Here is a 21,222-nt window from a genome sequence, read left to right on the forward strand (position 1 = left end):
CCGACGTTTACTTTCTGGGGGCGAAAACCGCATGAGGCGCAACCTCGCGGCACGCATCGGTGTGTGGAGCGCGCACCACCGTAAAACGGCCATTCTCGGCTGGTTGCTCTTCGTCGTGCTCGCCACGGGCATCGGCGGAGCGTCCGGCATGGTCGAGATGACCGACGCGGAGAACGGCGCGGGCGACTCGGTCCGCGCGGAGCGGATCCTCTCCGACGCCGGGCTCGACAAGCCCGCGGGCGAGCTGGTCATGGTGTCCGCGTCCGCTGCCGGGGAGTGGAAGGCGGCCGCCCGGGACGTCTCCGCCGCCGTGCGGAAGACCGGCGAGGTACGCAACCTCGCGGAGCCCGTCCCCTCCGAGAACGGCAAGGACGCCCTGATCACCTTCGAGATGAAGGGCGACGCGGCGACCGCCGCCGACCGGGTGCAGCCGGTGCTGGACGCGGTCGCCGCGGTCGGGAAGGAGCACGGGGGCGTCGAGATCCACCAGTTCGGCGAGGCCAGCGCGGGCAAGTGGCTCGGCGACCTGCTCGCCGAGGACTTCAAGAAGGCCGAGTTCACCGCCGTACCGCTGGCGCTGGGCATCCTGCTCGTGGCCTTCGGCGCCGTGGTGGCCGCCCTGCTCCCGGTGGGGCTCGCGCTGACCGCGTGCATGGCCGCCTTCGGTCTGCTCTCGCTCGCCAGCCACCAGCTGCACCTGTTCCAGACCACGTACTCCGTGATGTTCCTGATGGGCTTCGCCGTCGGCGTCGACTACTGCCTGTTCTATCTGCGCCGCGAACGTGACGAGCGGGCCGCGGGCCGGGACGCCGAGACGGCCCTGCGGATCGCGGCGGCGACCAGCGGCCGGGCCGTGCTCGTCTCCGGCGTGACCGTGATGGTGGCCATGGGCGGCATGTTCCTGTCGGGACTGCTGCTGTTCAAGGGGTTCGCGCTCGCCACGATCATCGTCGTGTTCATCGCGATGCTGGGCTCCGTGACGGTGCTGCCTGCCCTGCTGTCCTGGCTCGGCGACCGGATCGACGCGGGACGCGTTCCGCTGCTGAACCGGCGTGGCAAGCGGGGCGTGCGGCCCGCCGGAGGCATCGCCGGCACCGTGCTGGGGCCGGTCCTGGCCCGGCCCAAGGTCTTCGCCGTCAGCGCCGTCCTCGTCCTGCTCGCCCTGGCGGCACCCGCCGTCGGCATGAAGACCGAGGCGCTCGGACTGGAGAAGCAGTTCGGCTCGGACTCCGCGCTCGCGGTCGCCCACCAGCGCATCACCGACAGCTTCCCCGGCGGCCCCGCCCCGGCCCTCGTCGTGGTCTCGGCGCACGACATCGGCACGCCGGAACTCCGTGAGGCGCTCGGCTCCTTCGACAAGGTGACCGTCCACGCCGCACAGAACGTCGCGGAGATCGAGGTACCGCTGCCGGGCGGCAAGGCGGATCTGGCCGAACTGCGCGAGGAACGGGTACCGGCCGCCTTCGACGGCACGGGAGCCGAGGCGTATGTGACCGGGGAACTCGCGAACTCCGTCGACTTCAACGATCAGCTGAAGCGCGGCATGGTCCCGGTCTTCGCGTTCATCACGGTGGTGACCTTCCTGCTGATGCTGTTCTGCTTCCGCTCGTACGTCATCGCGGTGACCTCGATCCTGCTCAACCTGCTCTCCGTGGGCGCCGCCTACGGGGTGATGGTCGCCGTCTTCCAGCACGGCTGGGGTGCTTCGCTGATCGGCTCCGAAGGCGTCGGCGCCATCGAGTCCTGGATGCCGCTGTTCGTCCTGGTGGTCCTCTTCGGACTGTCCATGGACTACCACGTGTTCGTGGTCTCCCGGATCCGTGAGGCCCGTCTCGGCGGCGCGGACAACCGGACCGCGATCGACACGGGCATCCGGCACACGGCCGGTGCGGTGACCGGTGCCGCGGCGATCATGGTGGCGGTGTTCGCGGTCTTCGGGACCCTGTCCATGCAGGACATGCAGCAGATGGGCGTCGGCCTCGCGGTGGCGGTGCTGCTGGACGCCACGGTCGTACGGATGGTCCTGCTGCCCTCCGTCATGCTGCTGCTCGGCGAGCGGAACTGGCGCACCCCGCGCGGCCTGTCCCGGCTGCCGAGCCTGGAGCACGACGACCCGGCACCGGGCGGGGGACCGGACGGGACCGGCGTCACGGTGGGAGCCGGAACGCGCGGCTGACCCCGCACGCGGCGATGTGGCCCCGGCCCCGGTCCCCGGTACGGACCGGGGACCGGAGGCCGGGGCCACATCGGCCGGACCGGGCCCGTCAGGGGGCGTACTTGTAGCCCACCCGCCGGACCGTCTGGATGGAGCGGCGGTACTCGGCGCCCAGCTTGCGGCGCAGCCGGGCCACATGGACGTCGACGGTGCGCCCGTCGCCCACGTGCCCGTAGCCCCAGACCGTGGTCACCAGCTGATCGCGGGTGTGCACCCGGTGCGGATGCGCCACCAGATGGGCCAGCAGCTCGAACTCCAGGTACGTCAGATCCAGCGTCCTGTCGTCCACCGCGGCGGTACGCCGGGTGGCGTCGATCCGGACGGGCCCGGCCGGATGGGCCGAGTCGACCGCCTCCGGTACGAAGTGCTGGGCGGCCGGCAACTGGCCCGCCCGGTCGAACTGCCGCTCCCCCGGCCGGTCGGCCTGCCGGTGCTGCGACGCGGCGACCGCACCGGCGATGGCCGGCTGCTGATCGGCCGGTACGAGCACCAGGTAGCCGATCATCGGCGGGTGGCCGGGCAGTGCGGGGAGGGTGTGCTGAGGTGCGGGCAGCCAGGTGGCACCCGGCGGCAGGAAGTCGGCCACGTCGGAGATCCGGACGACCTCGTCACGGTCGACGGCGCGCAGCCGGTGCCGGTTGGGGGAGGGGGGCCGGGCGGTGGTGGCCGCGGCGGGCGCCGCGGATGCCGCGGTGGCGGCGGAAGCGGCGGAGAAGGTACGGGTGTTCGCCATGGAGGGTCAGCTCTTTCGCGCGAGGAGTCGTCAAGGACGGACTTGCGTCGTGCGCGCGGACCGAAGGCCGGGTGAGCGGCTTTAGAGGGCCTGCGCGTTCCACGCGCGGCAACACACCCGGTCGAAGTCATGATGCTGACGGGAAGGCCAGAACGGCTCTAGGTCGCTGGGACCCGACGCGATGTGCTGGAAGCTGGCCATGTCCCCATTGAAGCAGAGATTGCGGCAGGGCAGGAGGGTCCTCTCACCCGTCGATACGGACCCTTGGTGTTACCTGCCTCACCGCTCCCGTACGCCCCCTGCTCACCGCCGCGTACGCTCCGTGCTCACGGGGCCGTACTTTCGGTGCCGCTCAGCCGCTCACCCGCTCAACCGATCAGCCGCTTGCGCCAGTCGAGAGCGTCCACATCGATCGCGTTGTCCGGCGAACCGTCCCACCTCACCGTCAGCCCCTCCTCACGCAGGGCCGCCGCGACCTCCTGCCCCACGTCCGTGGTGGTCCCCTCGGACCCGTCGAACCCGCCGTAGTACAGCGAGAGGCCGTGCCCCGAGGCGACGCCGTCGGTGTTCTGCGTGTGGAAGAAGACGAAGCCGCGCGCCTGCTCGTTCTCCGCGTGGATCTCGCTCAGCCCGCAGGAGCGGCAGCAGGTGAAGTGCTCGCGGGCCGTTATCCCGCGCCCCTCCAGCGCGGCGAACGCCCGCTCCAGCCGGTCCGCGTCGGTGACATCCGTCCACCGGGTCTGCTCGTCGACCCGCTCCAGCCACAGCCGTTCCACGAGCCGGCGGGCCTGCGCCCTGGTGACCGGGTGGACCCCGTCCTTGACGAGATGGTCCTCGGCCGTTTCGGTGAGCGAGTCCACCGTGCCGTAACCGCCGCGCAGCGACAGCCGTATCCGGTCCTCCAACTGCTCCCGGATCTCCGGGGCGAGCTCGGGCACCGGATCGGCGGCGGGCATCTCGGCGTCCGCCCAGTCGATGCCCGCGTCCCACGCGGAATCCTGGCGCGCCCACCGCACCATCGCGTCGGCCACCCGGTCCGGGGAGCCGATCTGCGCGCGGAAGTGGTCCCGGGGGCCGCCCGCGCGGTACTCCAGCTGGTAGTCCGCGCCCTCCTCGTGCCAGACCTGCACAAAGAATCCGGGGCGGTCCGGAACGCGCTGCACCACCAGGAAGCGGTCCTTGCGACCCCCGACGCGGTGCACCAGAGCGCTCAGCGCGTCGGAGGAAATGCGCGTGTGCGTCTCGTGGTTCTCGGTTTCCACCTTGATCTCAAGCATGGCTCCAGCCTGGCACGCGCCACTGACAACGGGCCGGCGCCCGACCACGGCGAGGGGCCGCCCACCGGACAGGCGGTGGGCGGCCCCTTCGCGTACGCGCGACAGCGCGGGATCAGACCTGGTCGGCCTTCTCCAGCGCGGTGCAGCAGGTGTCGACGATCAGCCGCGTGACGACGTACGGGTCGACGTTGGCGTTCGGACGGCGGTCCTCGATGTAGCCCTTGCGGTCCTGCTCGACCTGCCACGGGATGCGGACCGAGGCGCCGCGGTCGGAGACGCCGTAGCTGTACTCGTTCCACGGGGCGGTCTCGTGCAGACCGGTCAGCCGGTCGTCGATGCCCGCGCCGTAGTTCTTGACGTGGTCCAGCGGCTTGGAGCCCTCGCCCAGCGACTCGCACGCGGTGATGATCGCGTCGTAGCCCTCGCGCATCGCCTTGGTCGAGAAGTTGGTGTGCGCGCCCGCGCCGTTCCAGTCGCCCTTGACCGGCTTCGGGTCCAGGGTCGCGGAGACGTTGAAGTCCTCGGCGGTGCGGTACAGCAGCCAGCGGGCGATCCACAGCTGGTCGGAGACCTCCAGCGGGGACAGCGGGCCCACCTGGAACTCCCACTGGCCCGGCATGACCTCGGCGTTGATGCCGGAGATGCCCAGCCCCGCCCGCAGGCAGTTGTCCAGGTGCTTCTCCACGATGTCACGGCCGAAGATCTCGTCGGCGCCGACACCGCAGTAGTAGCCGCCCTGCGCGGCCGGGAAACCGCCCTCGGGGAAGCCGAGCGGCCGGTGGCCGTCGAAGAAGGTGTACTCCTGCTCGATGCCGAAGATCGGCTCCTGGCCCGCGAACCGCTCGGCGAACGGACGCAGCGCGGCACGGGTGTTGGACTCGTGCGGCGTCATGTCGATGTCGAAGACCTCGCACAGGACGAGGATGTCGTCGCCGCCGCGGATCGGGTCCGGACAGGTGAAGACCGGCTTCAGCACCCGGTCGGAGGCGTGGCCCTCCGCCTGGTTGGTGCTCGAACCGTCGAAGCCCCAGATGGGCAGCTCCGCCACGTCCCGCGCGGGGGACCCGGCCATGATCTTCGTCTTCGAACGAAGCTTGGCGGTCGGCTCGGTGCCGTCGATCCAGATGTACTCAGCCTTGAACGTCACGGACGCCATCCTTTGCGGGTGCTGCGGTCTCTACCGCGCAGCTTCGCAAGACGCGATTTCCCGTCCGTTGCCCGCAGGTGAACCCCGTGTTACCGAGGCGTCCCCCGTGACGCCCGGTCCCCGAGCGTCGGACCCGACCACCCTCCCATGTGCCGGACGGCCCTACACATGGCCCTTGAGCAGCGAGGAGAACCCGGCGGCCCGGAGCCGCCGCGCCAGTTCCTCCTCGCTCGTCCCCAGCGTCACGGCGGCCCGGGACAGCGACCAGTCCGCGTCGAACAGCGTGCGCAGCAGATACCCCCGCCTGACCTGGGCATCGGAGAGCCGGAACGTCTTCAGATAGGCGACCTGCCCGCGGTGGTCGGTGATCGTCTCCCCGATGTGCTGACCGCTCCCGTCCCGCACGAACGGCGGCAGGAACCGCCACAGGGTGAACGAACCCATCCGGTACACCCGGTCGAACCCGTACGACGAATCCAGCAGCTCCCGCGCGAACAGGGTGTCGTGCGCCTCCGTCCACGCCCGCTCCTGCGCCCGCGCGGCCGCCCGCAGATCAGCCAGCGTCCGCAGGCCGGCGCCGTCCCGGATCCGCGCCCCGAACTCCGCCACCGGCGCCCCGTACATCGCGTACTGGTGCACCAGCTCCCCGAACAGGTCCTCCACCAGCGTGGCGTGCAGCAGCCGGTAGTCCTCCGGGTGCGGCAGCACGAACGCGGCGGCGAGCGCGTCGGAGACGTACACCATGACGCCGCACTGGCCGGGATGGATCTCGAAGATCCGCAGCGCGTCGCCGAGCCCGCGCACCGACCAGCCGAGGTAGGCGTCCTCCGCGCGCGGCGAAAGACCGTCGCGCAGCGCCTGGCGCGACCACTCCTCCCAGGCGACCGAGGGGCCGCCGAAGTGCAGGGCGAGATAGCCCTCCAGGGCCAGGTGCAGCGGCAGGAAGCGCAGCCGGTCGCCGGGCCGCCGCTTGGCCATCCGGTGATGGCGGTACTTCGGCAGCCGGACCGTGCGCGCCGGGGTGCCGTCGTCGAGCTGCGTACCGTAGGCCGCCGACTGCGCCCCCTCGCCCGACCAGTCGGCGACGAGACCGTGCGGGATGTACGAGGTGTAGTGCGTGCGCGGGCCGGCCTCCACCAGGCCCGCGCCGAAACCCTCGTAGACCTCCCGGTGCAGCCGAAGGCCCTCGACCGGCTCCTCGCGCACCAGCGGGACCAGCCGGACGCCGCCCCACACCTGCGCGGGCCGGACCGAAAGGCCGCCCAGATCCAGCCTGTTCACCGCGCCGTCCCCTCCGTCCGCTCCTCGTTGCCCGCGCCGCCGTCCAGGAAGCGCGCCACCTGCCGGTCCAGGTACGCGTGCAGCTCCGCGAGCCCCGTACGCCCCTCCGCGAACTGCGCGATCTCCACCAGCGACGGCAGATCCTCCGCGTCCCGGACCCCGGCCGTCGGCACACTCGGTGCCAGCCTGCGGACATCGAAACCGTCCGCGTCGTATACGGGGTTCAGGTGCACGGCCGCCGTCCGCCGCCCGGGATCCAGCCGCGTCCGCCACACCCGCAGCACCTCGCCCGCGAGTCCGGGCGGCGCGTTGTCCCAGCCGTCCGACACGATGATCAGCCGGTCGGGCGCGCCCCCGGAACCGGGCTCCAGCGCGTCCAGGACACGCATCCCCAGCGGGGTCGGCCCCCAGGGGCGTACGAGCAGCGGATCGGTGGAGCCCGAAGTCCACAGCGGGCGGTACGCGCCGGGCGCGGCCAGCGCCTCCAGCAGGAAATGGCAGGCCAGCGCCACCGCGAGCGGACGGCGCCGCTTCTGGCCCGACCCGGACGAGGAGAAACTGTCGTCGAGCACGGCGGCCACCCGCCCCCAGCTCCCGGCGTACGGACCCGCCGCCCGGCGGGCCGCGGCACGCAGCGCGCCGGTCAGCTCCGCACGCTCGGCCGCGCGCACATCGAAGCCGAGCGACAGCACGTACAGGGCGAGCCGGGTCAGCGGCATCACGGTCAGATCGACGTCCGAGGGCCGCCGCGGCTCCTTGCCGGTGGACCGCTGGCCCTGGGTGCGCAGCCGCTCCAGCCGCGTCATCCCGGGCGCCGCCCGCTCCAGGAACACCTCACGCTTCATCCCGTGCCGGGCGGCGAACCCCTCGGCGACGGTGAACGGCAGTTCATGGACGGCACCCTGCTCGTAGTGGGCCCGGCGCCAGGCGTCCAGCAGCCCGTGCCGGTAGCGCGGCTGCTTCCCCGGCCGGAACAGGAACGCACCCACCTCGCCCAGCGGCCCGTCACCCTCCGGGCAGCGCAGATGGATGTGGCGGGCGGCCGTCTTCAGCCCGCTGCGGTACTTCACCGCGTCGTGGGCCACGTCCGGCCGGGCGGCCAGCCAGTCGCGCATGATCGCGCGCGTCCGCCGGTTGTTGACCTTGGCCCGGCGCAGCGCACCGAACAGCCGGTAGACGCGCTGCGGCGGCAGCACCGCCAGCCGCGCCGCGATCAGCCGCCCCTCGGTGCGCCGCTCCTCGGCACTCGCGTCGGCGGCGGTCTCCAGCAGGCCCCGCACGATGAGCGCGGCATTGTGGTCGTTGATGTCGAGGGCGAGCGAAGAGGCGTACACCCGGCGGTAGTTGACCCGAACGTACTCGTGCAGGAAGTCCAGCGACAGCTGCTGCTCATACGCCTGCGAGTGGAACTCGCGCTGCCCGGTCGCGGTGATCGCCGCATTGACGAAGAGCAGGACGTCCTCGGCGGCGACGAGGTCGGCCAAGGTCTCGGGAACGGCTTCCGCGGCCCCGGGAACGGCGTCAACGGTCCCGGAAGTGGCGTCCGCGGTCCCGGGAACGGCGTCTGCTGCGGTCATGGATTCCCCCGTGCTGCTTCACCGGCCCGTACGGATACCGAGGAGCCGGCCGGGGAATGGAGGCGCGAACAGCGAAATCACTGCTTCATAGGCAAGTCCCGGAAGTCGCAGCCGAAGTCCCGCGGCCGGCCGGAGAAACGTATCCGCCCACCTCCGCGCGCCGCCACCTCATTAGCGGACCGGGCACACTGGCCCGTATGACGACACCCACCGCCCCCCTGCGCATCGGCCTCCTCGGCACGGGCCCCTGGGCCCGCAACACCCAGGCCCCCGCCCTCGCCGCCCACCCGGACGTCGAACTGAGCGGGATCTGGGGCCGCCGCCCCGAAGCGGCCGAAGAACTCGCCGCCGCCCACGGGACGCGGGCGTACACGGACGACGCGGGCATCGACGCGCTGCTCGCCGCGAGCGACGCCGTCGCCTTCGCCCTGCCGCCGGACGTCCAGGCCCCGCTGGCCGCGCGGGCGGCGGCCGCCGGATGCCACCTCCTGATGGACAAGCCGGTCGCGACCACCGTGGCGGGGGCGCGCGAGGTGGCGGACGCAGCGGCGAAGGCGGGAGTCGCCTCCGTCGTCTTCTGCACCCTGCGCTTCGCCACCGCGACGTCCGACTGGATCGCCGAACAGGCCGCGGTGGACGGCTGGTTCACCGCCCGCGCCCAGTGGCTCGGCGCGCTCTACGGGCCGGACTCCACGAGCGAGTACGCCGCCTCCCCGTGGCGCCGCGACAAGGGCGGACTCTGGGACGTCGGCCCGCATGTGCTCTCGGTCCTGATCCCGGTCCTCGGCGATGTGACGGAGGTGACCTCGGCCCGTGGCCCGGCCGACACCGTGCACATGGTGCTCCGCCACACCTCCGGCGCCTCCAGCACCGTGACGCTCGGGCTGAGCGCACCCCTGGGCGCGGCGGGCACCGAGATCGAGCTGAGGGGCGAACACGGGACGGTCACCCTGCCGGGGTGGGACGGCGCGGTGGATCCGTTCCGGGCGGCGGTGGACGCACTGGCCGAAGCGGTACGTACCGGAGTGCCGCACCCCTGCGACGTACGGTTCGGGCTGCGGCTCACCGAACTGCTCGCGCGGGCCGAGGCGGGGCTGGGAGCTCACGACGGGGCGTAGCGGGCACACCCGTGCGGCGGGATATCGCGGATCGGGGGGAGCCCCTCACCAGACGACCGGCATGCTCCGCAGGCCGAAGACGATGTCGTTGAGCTTGAATTCGCTCCGTGGCAGTGGCGTCGCCGGTCTGAGCCCGGGGACGCGGCGCAGCAGGGTGGTCAGCGCGACCTCCAGCTCGATCCGGGCCAACTGGCGGCCGATGCACTGGTGCGCGCCGAAGCCGAACGACAAGTGTGTACGGGCCTGTCGGCCGAGATCCACGGTGTCCGGGGCCGGGAACACGCTCTCGTCCCGGTTGCCGGACGGGACCCCGGCGACCAGCCACTCGCCCGCCTTCACGGCGGTGCCGCCGACGGTGACGTCCTCGGTGGCGTAGCGCAGCAGCCCGAACTGGATCACCGACAGGTAGCGCAGCAGCTCATCCACGGCGGTGCCGACCGCGTCCGGTGCGGCAAGGAACGCGGCCATCCGCTCCGGATCCTCCAGCAGCACCAGCGTGCTCAGCGCGATCATGCTGGCGGTCGTCTCATGTCCGGCGACCAGCAGCAGCACGGCGAGTGTGGCCAACTCGCCGACGGCAAGCGGGCGTTCGGTCCGGTTGCCGCGGGAGATCAGCCGGCTGAGCAGGTCGTCCCGGGGCTCGGTGAGCCGTTGCCCGACCAGCTCGGCGAGGTAGCCCTCCAGCTTCCCACTGGCCGCGTCACGAGCGGTTTCGTCCGCGTCGAAGCCCATCAGCACCTCGCTTTCGCGCTGGAACGCCTCATGGTCCTCGTATGGCACACCGAGCATCTCGAAGATCACCAGTGACGGGATCGGCAGGGAGAAGTCGCGCACCAGGTCGGCGCTCGACCCGGCGAGCATCGCGTCGATGTGCTCGTCCGCGATCCGCTGGATGTACGGCCGCATGGCCTCCATGCGCCGCCCGGTGAACTCGCCGATCAGCAGCCGCCGGAGCCGCGCGTGCTCCTCGCCGTCCAGCTGGATCATCGAGCCGGGCAACGGGTCGCGCCCGTCGTAGGCCGGCAGCATGTGCATCGACCCCGCGCCGCGTGAGCTCAGCCGCGGGTCCGTGAGCACGCCCCGGATGTCCTCGTACCGGCTGACCAGCCACGCGTCCATCCCGGCAGGGCAGCGCACCGGTGCCACGGGCGCCTCGGCGCGCAGCCGGGTGTAGCTCTCGTCGGGGTCGAAGGGGCAGGAATCCGGCCTGGTGGCGGGAAAGCCGGGAGCGTGGGTACCGGAAGTGGGAGGGGTGTTCGTCATGGGGGCGGGCCTCCAGCCTGACGGGAAGGACACACAGCGCACCGTGCCGGGGACGGCGGCTACGGTCTGTCCACCGCCTCGGGGACCGCGACCGGCTTCCCGCGCTTGGCGGCCGGGCGGCTGAAGCGCCGGACGGCGGGACGTTCGACCACGGTGTAGAGGGCCGCCGCGAGCGCGACGCTGATCACGACGGTCAGCAGAATCTGGACCAGTCTCGTCGGCAGGGAGGCGGTCACCGCCCCGCCCGTCGCGTGCACCCCGCCGATCGGTCCGTACTGGATGACGAGGTAGTGCACGAGATACAGGGCGAACGAGATCTCCCCGAGCCACACCATGATCCGGCCGCTGAACGGCGTACGCACGGCGCGTACGTCGGCACTGGCGCCCGCCGCGATCACCAGGGCGAGCGCGAACGCGGTCGGACCGGCGCAGAGGCGGAAGATGCCGGGCAGGCCGGACTGGACCACCACACAGATGACGGTGAGAAGAAACGCCGGTGCCATGCCCAGCCGAATCCATTTCCCCGAGATCACGATGCGTGCCATAAGAATGCCGAGAACGAATTCGAGCATCCTGGTGAAGGGAAAGCTGTAGGCGAACCAGGACTGCCACTGCGGAACCGCCGGGTCCCACGAGGTGGCCGGCTGCTCCGGCAGCAGCAGTGCGGCAAACGGTACGGCGATGATCGCCGCGGCGACAATCGCCGCCCACGGCCACAACCGGGGCGGCCGGATACGCCCGATGAAAATGATCAGCCAAGGGAATGCGAGGTAGAAGACCATCTCGCAGCCGAGGGTCCAGCTCGGCACATTGATCCCGGTCAGCCCGCCGAGGGCATCGAAGTTGGGAATCCACGGCTCGATCAGCAGCAGCGGGGGAATCGTGTTGATCAGCATGACCGGCACACCGGCGATGACCATCAGCACCAGGGTGGCCGCGAAGGTCGTCAGATGGTTCGGATAGATCTTGGCCGCACGGCGACGCCAGAACAGTCTCGCGGTGTCGCCCGGGTCGGCGACCCAGGCGAGAGTAAAACCGCTGAGCACGAAGAAGAAAGCCACCCCGACCGGCCCGAGAGTAGTGATCAGATCCAGCAGACCGGGGAGTTCCGTGCCGACGATCTGCCCGGAGAGGTGAGAGATCACCACGGCGAAGGCCGCGATGAATCGCATTCCCGTCAATGACGGCAGGCGGCTCCGGCGAACGGATGGTTCCGGCGTCCGCATATCATTCCCCCTCAGCTTCACCCGGTCGATAGCACCGGACAGCCGTTGGGGGAAACTATCAACAATTGGATTGACACGAGTCAAGCTGATTATTTCGATCTACGGGATCGCATGACGCGATCCAATAGAAGGGTCGAAGCGAAACACCCGTACGACAACGCACGTGATTCCCGGCCGACTTCGTTCCAGCGGGCCCGTTCCGTGTCTGTGTGGCACAGCCCTTAGCCGAGAACGGGAGGCAGGGCGCGGCACAGGGCCTCCAGCGCCTCCGGATACGCGTGCTCGGACGGTGTCGCGTACCCCACGACCAGCCCGTCCCGGCCGCCGCCGCGAGCAGCCGGGGCACTCGGGTGCAGATAGTCGGCGAGGCCCTCGACGGCCAGCCCCTGCCAGGCGGCCGCCCGGACCACCGAGTGCTCCGTGCCGGGCGGCAGTTCCAGCACCGCGTGCAGGCCCGCCGAGATCCCGGTGACCCGGACGTGCGGCGCCCGCCGCTCCAGCGCCGCCACGAGCTGGTCACGGCGGCGCCGGTGACGCTGGCGCATCCGGCGGACCTGACGGTCGTACGCCCCCGACTCGACGAAGTCCGCGAGGGTCAGCTGTTCCGTGGCACTCGACCACTGCTCGCGCTCACCCTTGGCCGCGACCACCGCCTCCACCAGCCGCTCGGGCAGCACCAGCCAGCCGATCCGCAGGGTGGTCGAGAGGCTCTTGCTCACCGACCCCAGCAGCACCACATGCTCGGGATCGAGCCCTTGAACCGCGCCCACCGGTTGCCTGTCGTAGCGGAACTCGCCGTCGTAGTCGTCCTCCACGACCAGCGCTCCCGAGGCCCGCGCCCAGTCGACCACGGCGGCCCGCCGCTCGGGACGCAGCGGCCCGCCGGTGGGGAACTGGTGCGCCGGGGTGAGCAGCACGGCCCGGTCCGTCCGCCCCAGCTCGGCCACCCGGGCGCCGTGTTCGTCGACGGTCAGCGGCCGGGTGCCGACCCCGTGCCCGGCGAGCAGTTCGCGATGGAACGGCAGCCCGTACTCCTCCGCCGCCCACGGCCCGCCCAGCACCTCCGCCAGCAGGCGCAGCCCATGGGCGGCTCCTGAACAGAGCACGATCTGCTCGGGGGAGGCCCGTACCCCGCGCACCCGGGCGAGATAGCCGGCCAGGGCCCGCCGCAGCTCGGGCCGCCCGTGCGGATCTCCGGGCCCGAAGGCGTCGTGCGGTGCCCGGGTGAGCGCGCGGCGCGCCGAAGCCAGCCACGCGGTGCGGGGGAAGACCGACGGGTCCGGTTTGCCCTGGACCAGATCGTGGACCGGCCGGGCGGACCGCTCCGGGGTGCGCGGCCGGCGTACCGGGGCGCGGGGCGCGGCACGCTCGGCGACCCGGGTGCCCGAGCCCTGCCGGGCGGCGAGCCACCCCTCGGCGACGAGCTCCGCGTACGCGTCGGCGACCGTGTTGCGGGCCAGCCCCAGATCGGCGGCGAGCGAACGGTACGGCGGCAGCCGGGCGCCGGGGGCGAGCCGGCCGGAGCGGATCGCCTCGCGCAGCGCCCGCATCAGGACGGCCCGCCGGTTGCCCGTGCCGGACAGCTCCAGCGGCAGATCGCTGCCGAGGACCTCAGCGGAATTGACCCATGAATCTGCCATGTAAATGCACCTCATATCCGGTCGCCCGTGCTCATAGATTCGTACCCATGACGACGACAGAGATCAAGACGAACGACCGCATCGCCACCGCCGCCACCACCGTCCGGCTCAATTTCGCCAAGGCCGCCCCGAAGGTCTTCCGGGCCGTGATCGGCCTCGACGCGGCGGCCCGCGAGGGTCTGGACCCCACCCTGGTGGAGCTGGTGCAGATCCGTTCCTCGCACCTCAACCACTGCGCGTACTGCCTCCACATGCACACCACCGGCGCCCGTAAGGCGGGCGAGAGCGAGGAGCGGCTGCACATGGTCGCCGTGTGGCAGGAGGCGGCCCACTTCTTCACGGAGAAGGAGCAGGCGGCCCTCGCCCTCACCGACGCGGTCACCCGGGTCGCGGACGGCGGGGTGCCCGACGAGGTGTACGAGCGGGCCGCGACGCACTTCGACGAGCCGGAACTGGCCCAGCTGCTCGCGCTGATCCTCACCATCAACACCTGGAACCGGATCGCACTGGCCACCGCCAAGCGGGCGGGCACGGACGAACGCTGAACGGCTCCGGCCGCCGGTCACATCAGCCGGGCCCGCAGCTCCAGCCAGCTCTCCAACTCGGCCCGCAGCTTCGCGTCCCGGACCGCGGGCAGATGCTCACGGGCCGGCGCGGTCCACCGGCCCCGTTCCCCGTCGGAACCTCCGGAGACGCCGGAACTGACGAGCCGTCGGGTATGTGCTGCCGGCCGGTCCGCCGCGTCGGGCGCGCTCGTGCGGGACCCCTCCGTACCGTCGAGCCGGCCGGATCTCAACGCCGGAGCGCTTCCCGGACCGCCTCGTCCGTACGCGCCACGACGGCGCTGCCGTCGTCGGCGGTGATGATCGGCCGCTGGATCAGCTTCGGGTGCCCGGCGAGCGCCGCGATCCACCGCTCCCGCGAACCGTCCTCCCGCGGCCACTCCTTGATCCCCAGCTCCTTGGCGGCCGCCTCCTGGGTGCGCGTGATGTCCCACGGCTCCAGCCCCAGCCGGTCCAGCACGGCCCGGATCTCCTCGGGCGAGGGCACGTCCTCCAGGTAGCGCCGGACGGTGTAATCGGCCCCTTCCGCGTCGAGCAGGTCCACCGCACTGCGGCACTTGGAACAGGCGGGATTGATCCAGATCTCCATGGGGCCCAGGTTACGGGAGGGGTTACCGAAATGCCCTCTGGCCAGGGGCGATTGTCAGTGGGGGGCAGTAAAATGGGGGTAGTTCGTGAGGGATCCACGACCGTGCCAGGAGGTTGCCGATGGCCGTTGCCGCAGTCACGACCAAGCCGCTCGACACTCAGCTCGCCATGCCCTTCCACCCGCCGCTGCCGAAGCCTCTGCAGAAGAAGAGGCTCCCCGCGGGCCGCCCCCGCGAGTGGTACGTCTCCCACAACCGCCGGCTCAAGGCGATGCGCCTGGCGATCGCCCTGCTCGACACGGGCGTGTACCAGCCGGCGAGCGCCAGCAACCACAAGATACGTACCACCGCCGAACACCTCGGCATCCACCCGCCGTCCGACACCACGTGCCGCATGGTCCGCACCCTGATCCGCTACGGCCGCTGACCCACCCGGACCTGTGCCCCCGGGAGACCGGGGGCACAGCCATGCCCCGGTCGGCGTACCCGGCATGCGGCCCCGGTCCCGGCGGCCTTGACTGGGACCATCGCGATTGCTGGGAGGCGCATATGACCGGGCCAGGCGTACGAGGCGTACGGGCCGTGCTGCTGGCCGCGTCCGTGGCATCGGCCGCCGCCGGCTGTTCGGACGAAGGGAACAGCCCCTCCGGCGCGGTCTCCAAGGCCGCGTCGGCAGCCGCCTCGGTGGCATCCAGGGGCTCCGACGTGGTCGCCTCCGCCACGGCCGCCGCACAGGACAAGCTGAACGAATTCAAGGACGGCGTCGACGCCAAGGGCGAGGTCAAGCTCGGCACGGTGGGCAAGGACAGCGACGGCCGCTCCACGGCGAAGTTCACCGTGACCAACGGCACCGACTCGGCCAAGTCCTACGTCGTGCAGATCAACTTCCGCGACAAGGGCGGCAACCTGCTCGACACCACGGTCGTCACGGTCGACGACGCCCAGCCCGCCAAACCCAAGGACGCCACGGCCCGCAGCAACCGCAAGCTCGACGGAGACGTGAAGGCAGAGGTAGCCACGGCCCTGCGCCACTGACCACCCCGCCCGACCACCAACGCCCGAGGGCCGCCACCCCGAAACCAACGGGGTGACGGCCCTCGATCCCGTGTCAGCGGCCGTACGGTTCAAAACGTGTCGGTGCCGTCATCGGATTCCTGGTCGGCCTCCAGGTCGACCGCGTACAACGGCCTCTCCTCGATGCCGAGCATGCGCATCAGAGGTGTGGTGGGAACTCGGTAGATACCGCCGATCCGCAGGACCGGGCAGGGGAAGGCGCCCCGTCGGACCAGTTGATAGGCGGTCCCGGTGCAGATTCCCAGGGCCCTGGCCGCCGTGCGCATGTCCACCGCCACCGGAAGCTCGAACACTTCGGTGAAGGACAGCGGCGTGCGTGGTGGCATGCTCATCGCCGCCGCCCGTCGGGCCGCAGGGAAACACGGCCGATACGGCGCCTGCGCCTTGTTCCCTGCGTCCGGAGGACGGCATCGGGGAGACCGAAGCGGTGGGCCAGAGCCCCGAGACGCGCTTCCTCCACCTGCGCAGCCGTGAGGGTGATTCGCAAGGGGGCACTGAATCCGTCGGGCCTGTCCGGGGGCGAGACCTCCAGTTCCCAGTCGAACGGGACGGAGTCCTCCGACTCGTCCTCGTCGGCGGCTCCCGGGTGCCGGTCATCCCGCGTGATGCTCTCGATGTGGCCGACCGGGACGGCACGGCGTGCGGAGCGTGCATAACGCCACGCGCTGCCCCGGGCCGAAGCGATCAAGGCGTCCGCCACGCCCGGAAATTCGGGGTCCTGCCCCTCCAGCGCCTCCAGCAGCGCGAGCACCATTTCCGACTCCAGGTCGGCCCGGTTCGTCCGCAGTCGTGTGGAGACCCGGTACACCGTGCCGCCGAGACGGGGCAGGAGCAACCAGACCAGCAGTAGTTGCCACTTACCACGTGGATCCGCCTCGCTCTGCGCGGCGCGGATCACTTCCCGCCAGATTGCCGCACTCAGCACCGGGTCCGCGTCGGACCCGTGCAATGCCCCGTGCGCCTCCGAGGGCGAGAGCAGCAGCGGCTCCTGCTCCGAGCCGACGGCCAGACGAATATCTTCGACGTTCTGAGGATCGGCGAAGTGGGACTTGACGGCGGCGAACACTCCGCCCGGGTGGAGCAATGTCATGACATGTCCTCCCTCGGCACCATGGGTGCCGGGAATCCGGATCCTTGAGGGCGTGCTCTCTGGGACAGCTCAGCCGCGGATGGCGACTGGATAAATCGGTCACCAGCCCCACACGTCACAGATTTGTACGCGTGAGTGCTGAAGCGGCGCGTCGAGGTGTGCAGGCGAGTGGTAGGGCCGCAGGAGAACCTGCCGACCCTGTGGGCAGATTGGCGTGGAAGGTGCGGGTGCCCGCCCGCCGGCGGGCACCCTGATGCGTCGGCCGCTGGAGGGAGGGTGCGGCTACGCCTGCTCGGACTCCGGGGTGGTGGGGGTGGCCGCCGGCGGAGCCTCCGGGCTCTGCGGCTTGGCCTTGTCGATCAGCCGCCTGGTCGACGGGATCGACGAGGAACGCAGGGCGCGGGTTCCGCGGCGGGGACGGCGGCGGTTGGTCATCGGTCTCTCCTCGGCGTAGTGGAGTTGCGTCGTGATCACTCGGTCCAAAGTGGCTTCGGCGTAAGGCAGTTGGCGGATAGCGATTCGGTTCGGGTTACTCGGTTCTGCGGCGCTTCGAGTGATGACGGCATCGTGCCCGAGTTCCACGGACGGAAGGGCTGCGTGTTCTGAGGCGAATCTGAGGGCGATGCGAAAGGGGCGATGAGGACGGGTGCGTGAGGAGTCAGGGTGCTGAGGGGGCGGAACATGCTGCTGGGGGCGGCGGACGGTGCGGCCGAGGTGCACGAGGGGAAGGTGGTGCGCGCACGTGTGCTCGGGGCGGTCGAGGTCTTTGTCGCTGGTGACCGCGTTGTGAAAGGCGCCGACAAGATGTCTGCCCTGTTCGCTCTCCTGGCCACCGCGGACGAATGCCGGGCCACGGTCGAAGAGATCAAGCATGTCCTTCGGTCGGACAAGGCTGTCAGCGACAACGCCGTCAGCCAGTGGTTGAAGCTTGTCCGGGACGTGGTTCCCGGTGTGCCACGCATGAGGTTGCGCGAATGTTCGATTAACTTGCCCCGGGGCGGCCTGGATCTCTTCCAGTTCCGTGACGGCGTCCTGTACGCGGCTACGCTGTGTGGGCAGCAGCGCTTCGACACGCTGGACCTGGTAATGACTGGGTGGCCGCATGGGGAGGCCCTTCAAGGGATTCCGGGCGCGTTCGAGGCGAGGCGTTCCGAACTGCGGATGGAATGGCTACGGGCGGCCATCATGCGCCTGGACGCCGCATACCAGGCCGACTTGGACGAGTGGCTTCGAGAGGAGGCCGCCGACCTGGGCCGGCGTTTTCCGCGGGACGAGCGGATTTTCCGGTACCACCTGATCGGGCAGAGTTCGAGGCTCGGGCGCGGAGCTCTGCGGGGGCTGGTCAAGCAGCGCAATGAGCAGTACGGCGCTCCGAGAAATCCGGAGCTGATCGAGACGATCGCGGATCTGTGCGGGGGCGCACTCGGTAGGCGATCGCGTCGGGCCGGACCCCTGCGCTCCATCCCCCAGCAGCTGCCCGCGTCCGGCCGACCGGTGCTCGGCCGGGACGGCCATCTGACCTCGCTGCGTGAATTCCTCGACGAGCGACGGGAACAGGTCAGCAGCGCGCTGATCGCGCTGACGGGCATGCCGGGGGTGGGGAAAAGCGCCCTGGCGCTCCGCTTGGGTGAACTCGTCCAACGGGACTACCCCGATGGCGTTCTCTGGGCCGACCTGCACGGCGTCGCCGATGGCACGATGGCCGCGGCGGACCCGGAACAGGTTCTGGACCGGTTCCTGGCAGATCTGAGCGTGTGTACGAACGCGACCGGGCTCGAACGGAAGAGTGCGGCGTTCCGCACGGCGCTGACCACTCGCTCCGTGCTCATCGTCCTGGACGACGCGGCCGACGCCGAACAGGTCCTCCCCCTCCTTCCGGGCGGCGGTGCCTGTGCCGTGATCGTCACCAGCAGGGACAGCCTGGCGGATCTGCGGGCCCGAAAGGAGGTGAACATGAGGCCGATCGAGCCGTTGGACAGCGAGACCGCGGAAGGCATTCTGAACGAGGCGGTCGATTCGGGAGTCCTCCGCAGGGTCGGGCATCTGATCAGTGAACTCGCGGAACTTTGTGGGAGTCTGCCCCTGGCACTCACGGTTGTCTCGAAGCGCATCGAAGGGCGCACTTCGGACGGGATCCGTGCGCTCGTCACGCAACTTCGTGAAGAGCGACGGAAGCTGGACGCACTCCACCTGTCCGGGCACGACCTCTCCGTCAGGCTGGCGCTGGACTGCTCGGCGCGCGTTCTCTCCCCGGAGGCGCGATGCCTTCTCTGGCAGCTCGCCGTCCATCCGGGGCCGGGCATCAGCTGGTCCGCCGCGGTCGACCTGGGGAGCGTGGGCGCGGGCGGCGATGTGGGCCGGGCCATCGAGGAACTGGTGCGAGCCAACCTCGTGCAACGGTCGTCCGACCGCTACCGCCTGCACGACCTGGTGCGGGCCTATGCCCGGCACGAGCTGGACCCGTCGGCAGGTGGGCCGCGTAGGCAACTGGAGGAAGCGACGGTGCGCCGGGTACTCGATTACCAACTCCAGTACGTGTGGGCCCATGACCAGGTGATTGATCCGGGCAGGACGCTACCCATCAATCTGTCCGAGGCCATAAGGAGGATGGCCGGTTCTCGTGACAAAAAAGTCGCGATGTTGCGTCTGACAGAGGAGTACGAGGCGGCCATGCGGTGCACCGAGCTGGCCGTTCAGAAGGGGCTGAATCACTACATCTGGCTCCTGCCCATGGCTCTGGTCACCTACCAGTGGCGGCGCAACCACCATGCCGCCGCGTACCACAACCTCATGCCCGCGGCGGATGCATGCCGGGAAGACGCCTCACCCGGTGACCAGGCCATGGTCCACCGGATGCTGGCCGGCAGCGAGATGAGGATGGGATCGGACCGGCAGGTCGTGTGGCGCTTGGGCCAGGCCATCCGTCTGAGTGAGCGGGAAGCAGGCGACGCCGGACGTCTGAGCCTCGCCAGGTCCCTGCACATGCGGGCCATCGCCCTGCGCCGTCAGGACGACCTGGCCGCTGCGGAGGAGGACTACCGAAGGGCGCTGGACATGTTCCGGGACCTGCGCGACCCCGTGGGTGAGGCAGCGGCGCTGAACGGGCTCGGCACCCTCCGCCACGACCACAGCGAGTACGACGCCGCCCTGCGCGACTGCGGTGACGCTCTGCGGATCTTCGAGACGACAACGGACCTGAACGGGATGGCCAATGTGCTGGTCACGCTCGGAAAGATCCACCTGTCCCGGTCCGAGCGGGACGAGGCGCTGCTCGTGTACCAGCGGGCCATCGGTATCTACCGCGACCTGGGCTACTGGCCCAACGAGGCCCGCACGCTGCGCCGTTACGCCGATGTGCTGACGGCCGCGGGGCGGGTGCCCGACGCCGTGGAGGCTCTGGAGCGCGTCGTCGAGCTGCTGGAGTCGATGGGCGGCGAAGGGCTGCGCGAAGTGCAGAACCTGCTGGGGAATCTCGGGTGACCGGGGCGACCGGGGCGATGGCGGTGATCGGGGCGACCGAGTTGGCCGTCACCGGACCATGTCGCCGAGGGACCACAGGGCCGAACGCCCGGTCCGGTAGAACTCGGTCGGATCGGGGTCCAGCGGCTTGCTCGGAGGCTTCGAGCCGGGGCAGTGGAGGAGCGGGCGAAGGAGGTCGAAAACCTCCAGCACGTCCGTCGGGCGGTTCGCGGGCTCGCGGTCCACCATCCGCAGCGCGAGGGACCGGATCTGTTCCGGCACCAGTCGCAGACGATCGGGCGGCAGGACCGGGCATTCGGGCTCGGGCCTTTTCTCCGTACCGGCATAGGGCAGCCGCATGACCGTCATCTCCAGCAGCATGCAGCCGAGGGCGAAGACATCCGCCCGTGGGGTCACGCCGTCGGGATTCTCGTCGTACTGCTCGGGGGGCGCGTAACCGACCGTTCCGCAGCCTCGTTCGGTGTGTTCGCCGATCTCGATGGCCAGACCCATGTCGATCAGCCGCACCCGTCCGTCCGGCTCCAGGATGATGTTCTCCGGTTTCACATCACGATGGACGACCCGACGCGTGTGCACCTGATGCAGGATTTCGCACAGCTGGCCGATGATCGCAGCCGCAGTGGACATCTCTTTCACCGGCCTGGCGGAGATCATCCTGTCGTACAGAACTGCTCCCTCCACAAATTCCAGGACGATGCAGTACCGGTTCTGATACTGGCCGCATTCGATGAACCTGGGGATTCCTTCGATTCCCGCGAGGTACTTCGTGCGACCGCCCTCGTCGGCGAGCTCGTCGGCGATCTCCCCGTAATGCCCCGTCGATTCGAACTGGCGTGGCTTCTGGAGCTTGATGGCGACTTTCTGATCGGTCGCGACGTCCCAGCCCGCGAAGAGTTCTCCCTGGCCCCCGCTGCCCACCATTTCCATCAACTCATAGCGCCCCAGAACCAT

At 70.4% G+C, this 21,222-nt stretch carries 20 protein-coding genes; 6 read left to right on the plus strand and 14 right to left on the minus strand.

From position 1 onward, the window contains the following. Positions 1-31: 31 nt before the first annotated feature. Positions 32-2,176 (plus strand): MMPL family transporter, encoded by a 2,145-nt coding sequence (locus OG413_RS21140; protein ID WP_266807745.1) that lies wholly within the window; start codon positions 32-34, stop codon positions 2,174-2,176. A gap of 88 nt (positions 2,177-2,264) precedes the next feature. On the opposite strand, the gene OG413_RS21145 is transcribed toward OG413_RS21140, so the two are convergent. The 5 genes from OG413_RS21145 to OG413_RS21165 all read right to left on the minus strand — a co-directional run bounded on the left by OG413_RS21145 (position 2,265) and on the right by OG413_RS21165 (position 8,230). After that, on the minus strand, positions 2,265-2,948 hold the full coding sequence (locus OG413_RS21145) for a winged helix-turn-helix domain-containing protein (protein ID WP_266807746.1): 684 nt from the start codon (positions 2,946-2,948) through the stop codon (positions 2,265-2,267). A 368-nt stretch (positions 2,949-3,316) separates the two neighbouring features. Then, a complete protein-coding gene (locus OG413_RS21150) occupies positions 3,317-4,225 on the minus strand; it encodes a hypothetical protein (protein WP_266807747.1) in 909 nt (302 codons plus the stop codon). Positions 4,226-4,337: 112 nt separating this feature from the next. Then, the gene (gene glnII / locus OG413_RS21155) at positions 4,338-5,372 is read right to left on the minus strand and encodes a glutamine synthetase (RefSeq protein WP_266807749.1); all 1,035 of its coding nucleotides are present in this window, start codon (positions 5,370-5,372) and stop codon (positions 4,338-4,340) included. Positions 5,373-5,534: 162 nt separating this feature from the next. After that, positions 5,535-6,653 (minus strand): hypothetical protein, encoded by a 1,119-nt coding sequence (locus OG413_RS21160; protein ID WP_266807751.1) that lies wholly within the window; start codon positions 6,651-6,653, stop codon positions 5,535-5,537. After that, positions 6,650-8,230: a hypothetical protein gene (locus tag OG413_RS21165; RefSeq protein WP_266807753.1), complete on the minus strand. Its 1,581-nt coding sequence runs from the start codon at positions 8,228-8,230 to the stop codon at positions 6,650-6,652. The genes OG413_RS21160 and OG413_RS21165 overlap by 4 nt, the downstream gene beginning before the upstream one ends. Before the next feature lie 197 nt (positions 8,231-8,427). On the opposite strand from OG413_RS21165, the gene OG413_RS21170 reads away from it, so the two are divergent. Then, on the plus strand, positions 8,428-9,348 hold the full coding sequence (locus OG413_RS21170; RefSeq protein ID WP_266807755.1) for a Gfo/Idh/MocA family protein: 921 nt from the start codon (positions 8,428-8,430) through the stop codon (positions 9,346-9,348). Between the two features lie 45 nt (positions 9,349-9,393). On the opposite strand, the gene OG413_RS21175 is transcribed toward OG413_RS21170, so the two are convergent. The 3 genes from OG413_RS21175 to OG413_RS21185 form a co-directional block, all read right to left on the minus strand. Next, positions 9,394-10,611 (minus strand): cytochrome P450, encoded by a 1,218-nt coding sequence (locus OG413_RS21175; protein WP_266807756.1) that lies wholly within the window; start codon positions 10,609-10,611, stop codon positions 9,394-9,396. Between the two features lie 59 nt (positions 10,612-10,670). Further along, positions 10,671-11,783, minus strand: coding sequence for an acyltransferase (locus tag OG413_RS21180; RefSeq protein WP_323137884.1), 1,113 nt, complete (start codon positions 11,781-11,783; stop codon positions 10,671-10,673). A gap of 275 nt (positions 11,784-12,058) precedes the next feature. Then, complete coding sequence (locus OG413_RS21185) at positions 12,059-13,477, minus strand: PLP-dependent aminotransferase family protein (RefSeq protein ID WP_266807759.1); 1,419 nt, start codon at positions 13,475-13,477, stop codon at positions 12,059-12,061. 47 nt (positions 13,478-13,524) lie between these two features. Here OG413_RS21185 and OG413_RS21190 point away from each other — a divergent pair, with 47 nt between their 5' ends. Next, the gene (locus OG413_RS21190; protein ID WP_266807761.1) at positions 13,525-14,022 is read left to right on the plus strand and encodes a carboxymuconolactone decarboxylase family protein; all 498 of its coding nucleotides are present in this window, start codon (positions 13,525-13,527) and stop codon (positions 14,020-14,022) included. A 17-nt stretch (positions 14,023-14,039) separates the two neighbouring features. On the opposite strand, the gene OG413_RS21195 is transcribed toward OG413_RS21190, so the two are convergent. Beyond that, complete coding sequence (locus OG413_RS21195; protein ID WP_266807763.1) at positions 14,040-14,273, minus strand: hypothetical protein; 234 nt, start codon at positions 14,271-14,273, stop codon at positions 14,040-14,042. Further along, the gene (locus OG413_RS21200; protein ID WP_266807765.1) at positions 14,270-14,629 is read right to left on the minus strand and encodes an arsenate reductase family protein; all 360 of its coding nucleotides are present in this window, start codon (positions 14,627-14,629) and stop codon (positions 14,270-14,272) included. The genes OG413_RS21195 and OG413_RS21200 overlap by 4 nt, the downstream gene beginning before the upstream one ends. Before the next feature lie 119 nt (positions 14,630-14,748). On the opposite strand from OG413_RS21200, the gene OG413_RS21205 reads away from it, so the two are divergent. Then, a complete protein-coding gene (locus tag OG413_RS21205) occupies positions 14,749-15,054 on the plus strand; it encodes a hypothetical protein (RefSeq protein ID WP_266807767.1) in 306 nt (101 codons plus the stop codon). Between the two features lie 122 nt (positions 15,055-15,176). Then, complete coding sequence (locus OG413_RS21210; protein WP_266807769.1) at positions 15,177-15,662, plus strand: hypothetical protein; 486 nt, start codon at positions 15,177-15,179, stop codon at positions 15,660-15,662. Positions 15,663-15,751: 89 nt separating this feature from the next. Here OG413_RS21210 and OG413_RS21215 read toward each other — a convergent pair whose 3' ends face one another. The 3 genes from OG413_RS21215 to OG413_RS21225 all read right to left on the minus strand — a co-directional run bounded on the left by OG413_RS21215 (position 15,752) and on the right by OG413_RS21225 (position 17,226). Further along, positions 15,752-16,033 (minus strand): helix-turn-helix domain-containing protein, encoded by a 282-nt coding sequence (locus tag OG413_RS21215; RefSeq protein WP_266807771.1) that lies wholly within the window; start codon positions 16,031-16,033, stop codon positions 15,752-15,754. After that, complete coding sequence (locus tag OG413_RS21220; protein WP_266807773.1) at positions 16,030-16,791, minus strand: hypothetical protein; 762 nt, start codon at positions 16,789-16,791, stop codon at positions 16,030-16,032. Before OG413_RS21220 ends, OG413_RS21215 begins: the two co-directional genes overlap by 4 nt. 282 nt (positions 16,792-17,073) lie before the next feature. Then, the gene (locus OG413_RS21225; RefSeq protein WP_266807775.1) at positions 17,074-17,226 is read right to left on the minus strand and encodes a hypothetical protein; all 153 of its coding nucleotides are present in this window, start codon (positions 17,224-17,226) and stop codon (positions 17,074-17,076) included. Between the two features lie 228 nt (positions 17,227-17,454). Between OG413_RS21225 and OG413_RS21230 the strand changes: the two genes are divergently transcribed. After that, entirely contained in the window at positions 17,455-20,271 is a 2,817-nt protein-coding gene (locus tag OG413_RS21230; RefSeq protein ID WP_266807777.1) for a tetratricopeptide repeat protein, read from the plus strand. Between the two features lie 48 nt (positions 20,272-20,319). Here the strand turns inward: OG413_RS21230 and OG413_RS21235 are convergent, their stop codons facing one another. Continuing rightward, positions 20,320-21,222, minus strand: a complete 903-nt coding sequence (locus tag OG413_RS21235) for a serine/threonine-protein kinase (RefSeq protein WP_266810275.1) — start codon at positions 21,220-21,222, stop codon at positions 20,320-20,322.

The organism is Streptomyces sp. NBC_01433 (assembly GCF_026340105.1).
GTDB lineage: Bacteria > Actinomycetota > Actinomycetes > Streptomycetales > Streptomycetaceae > Streptomyces.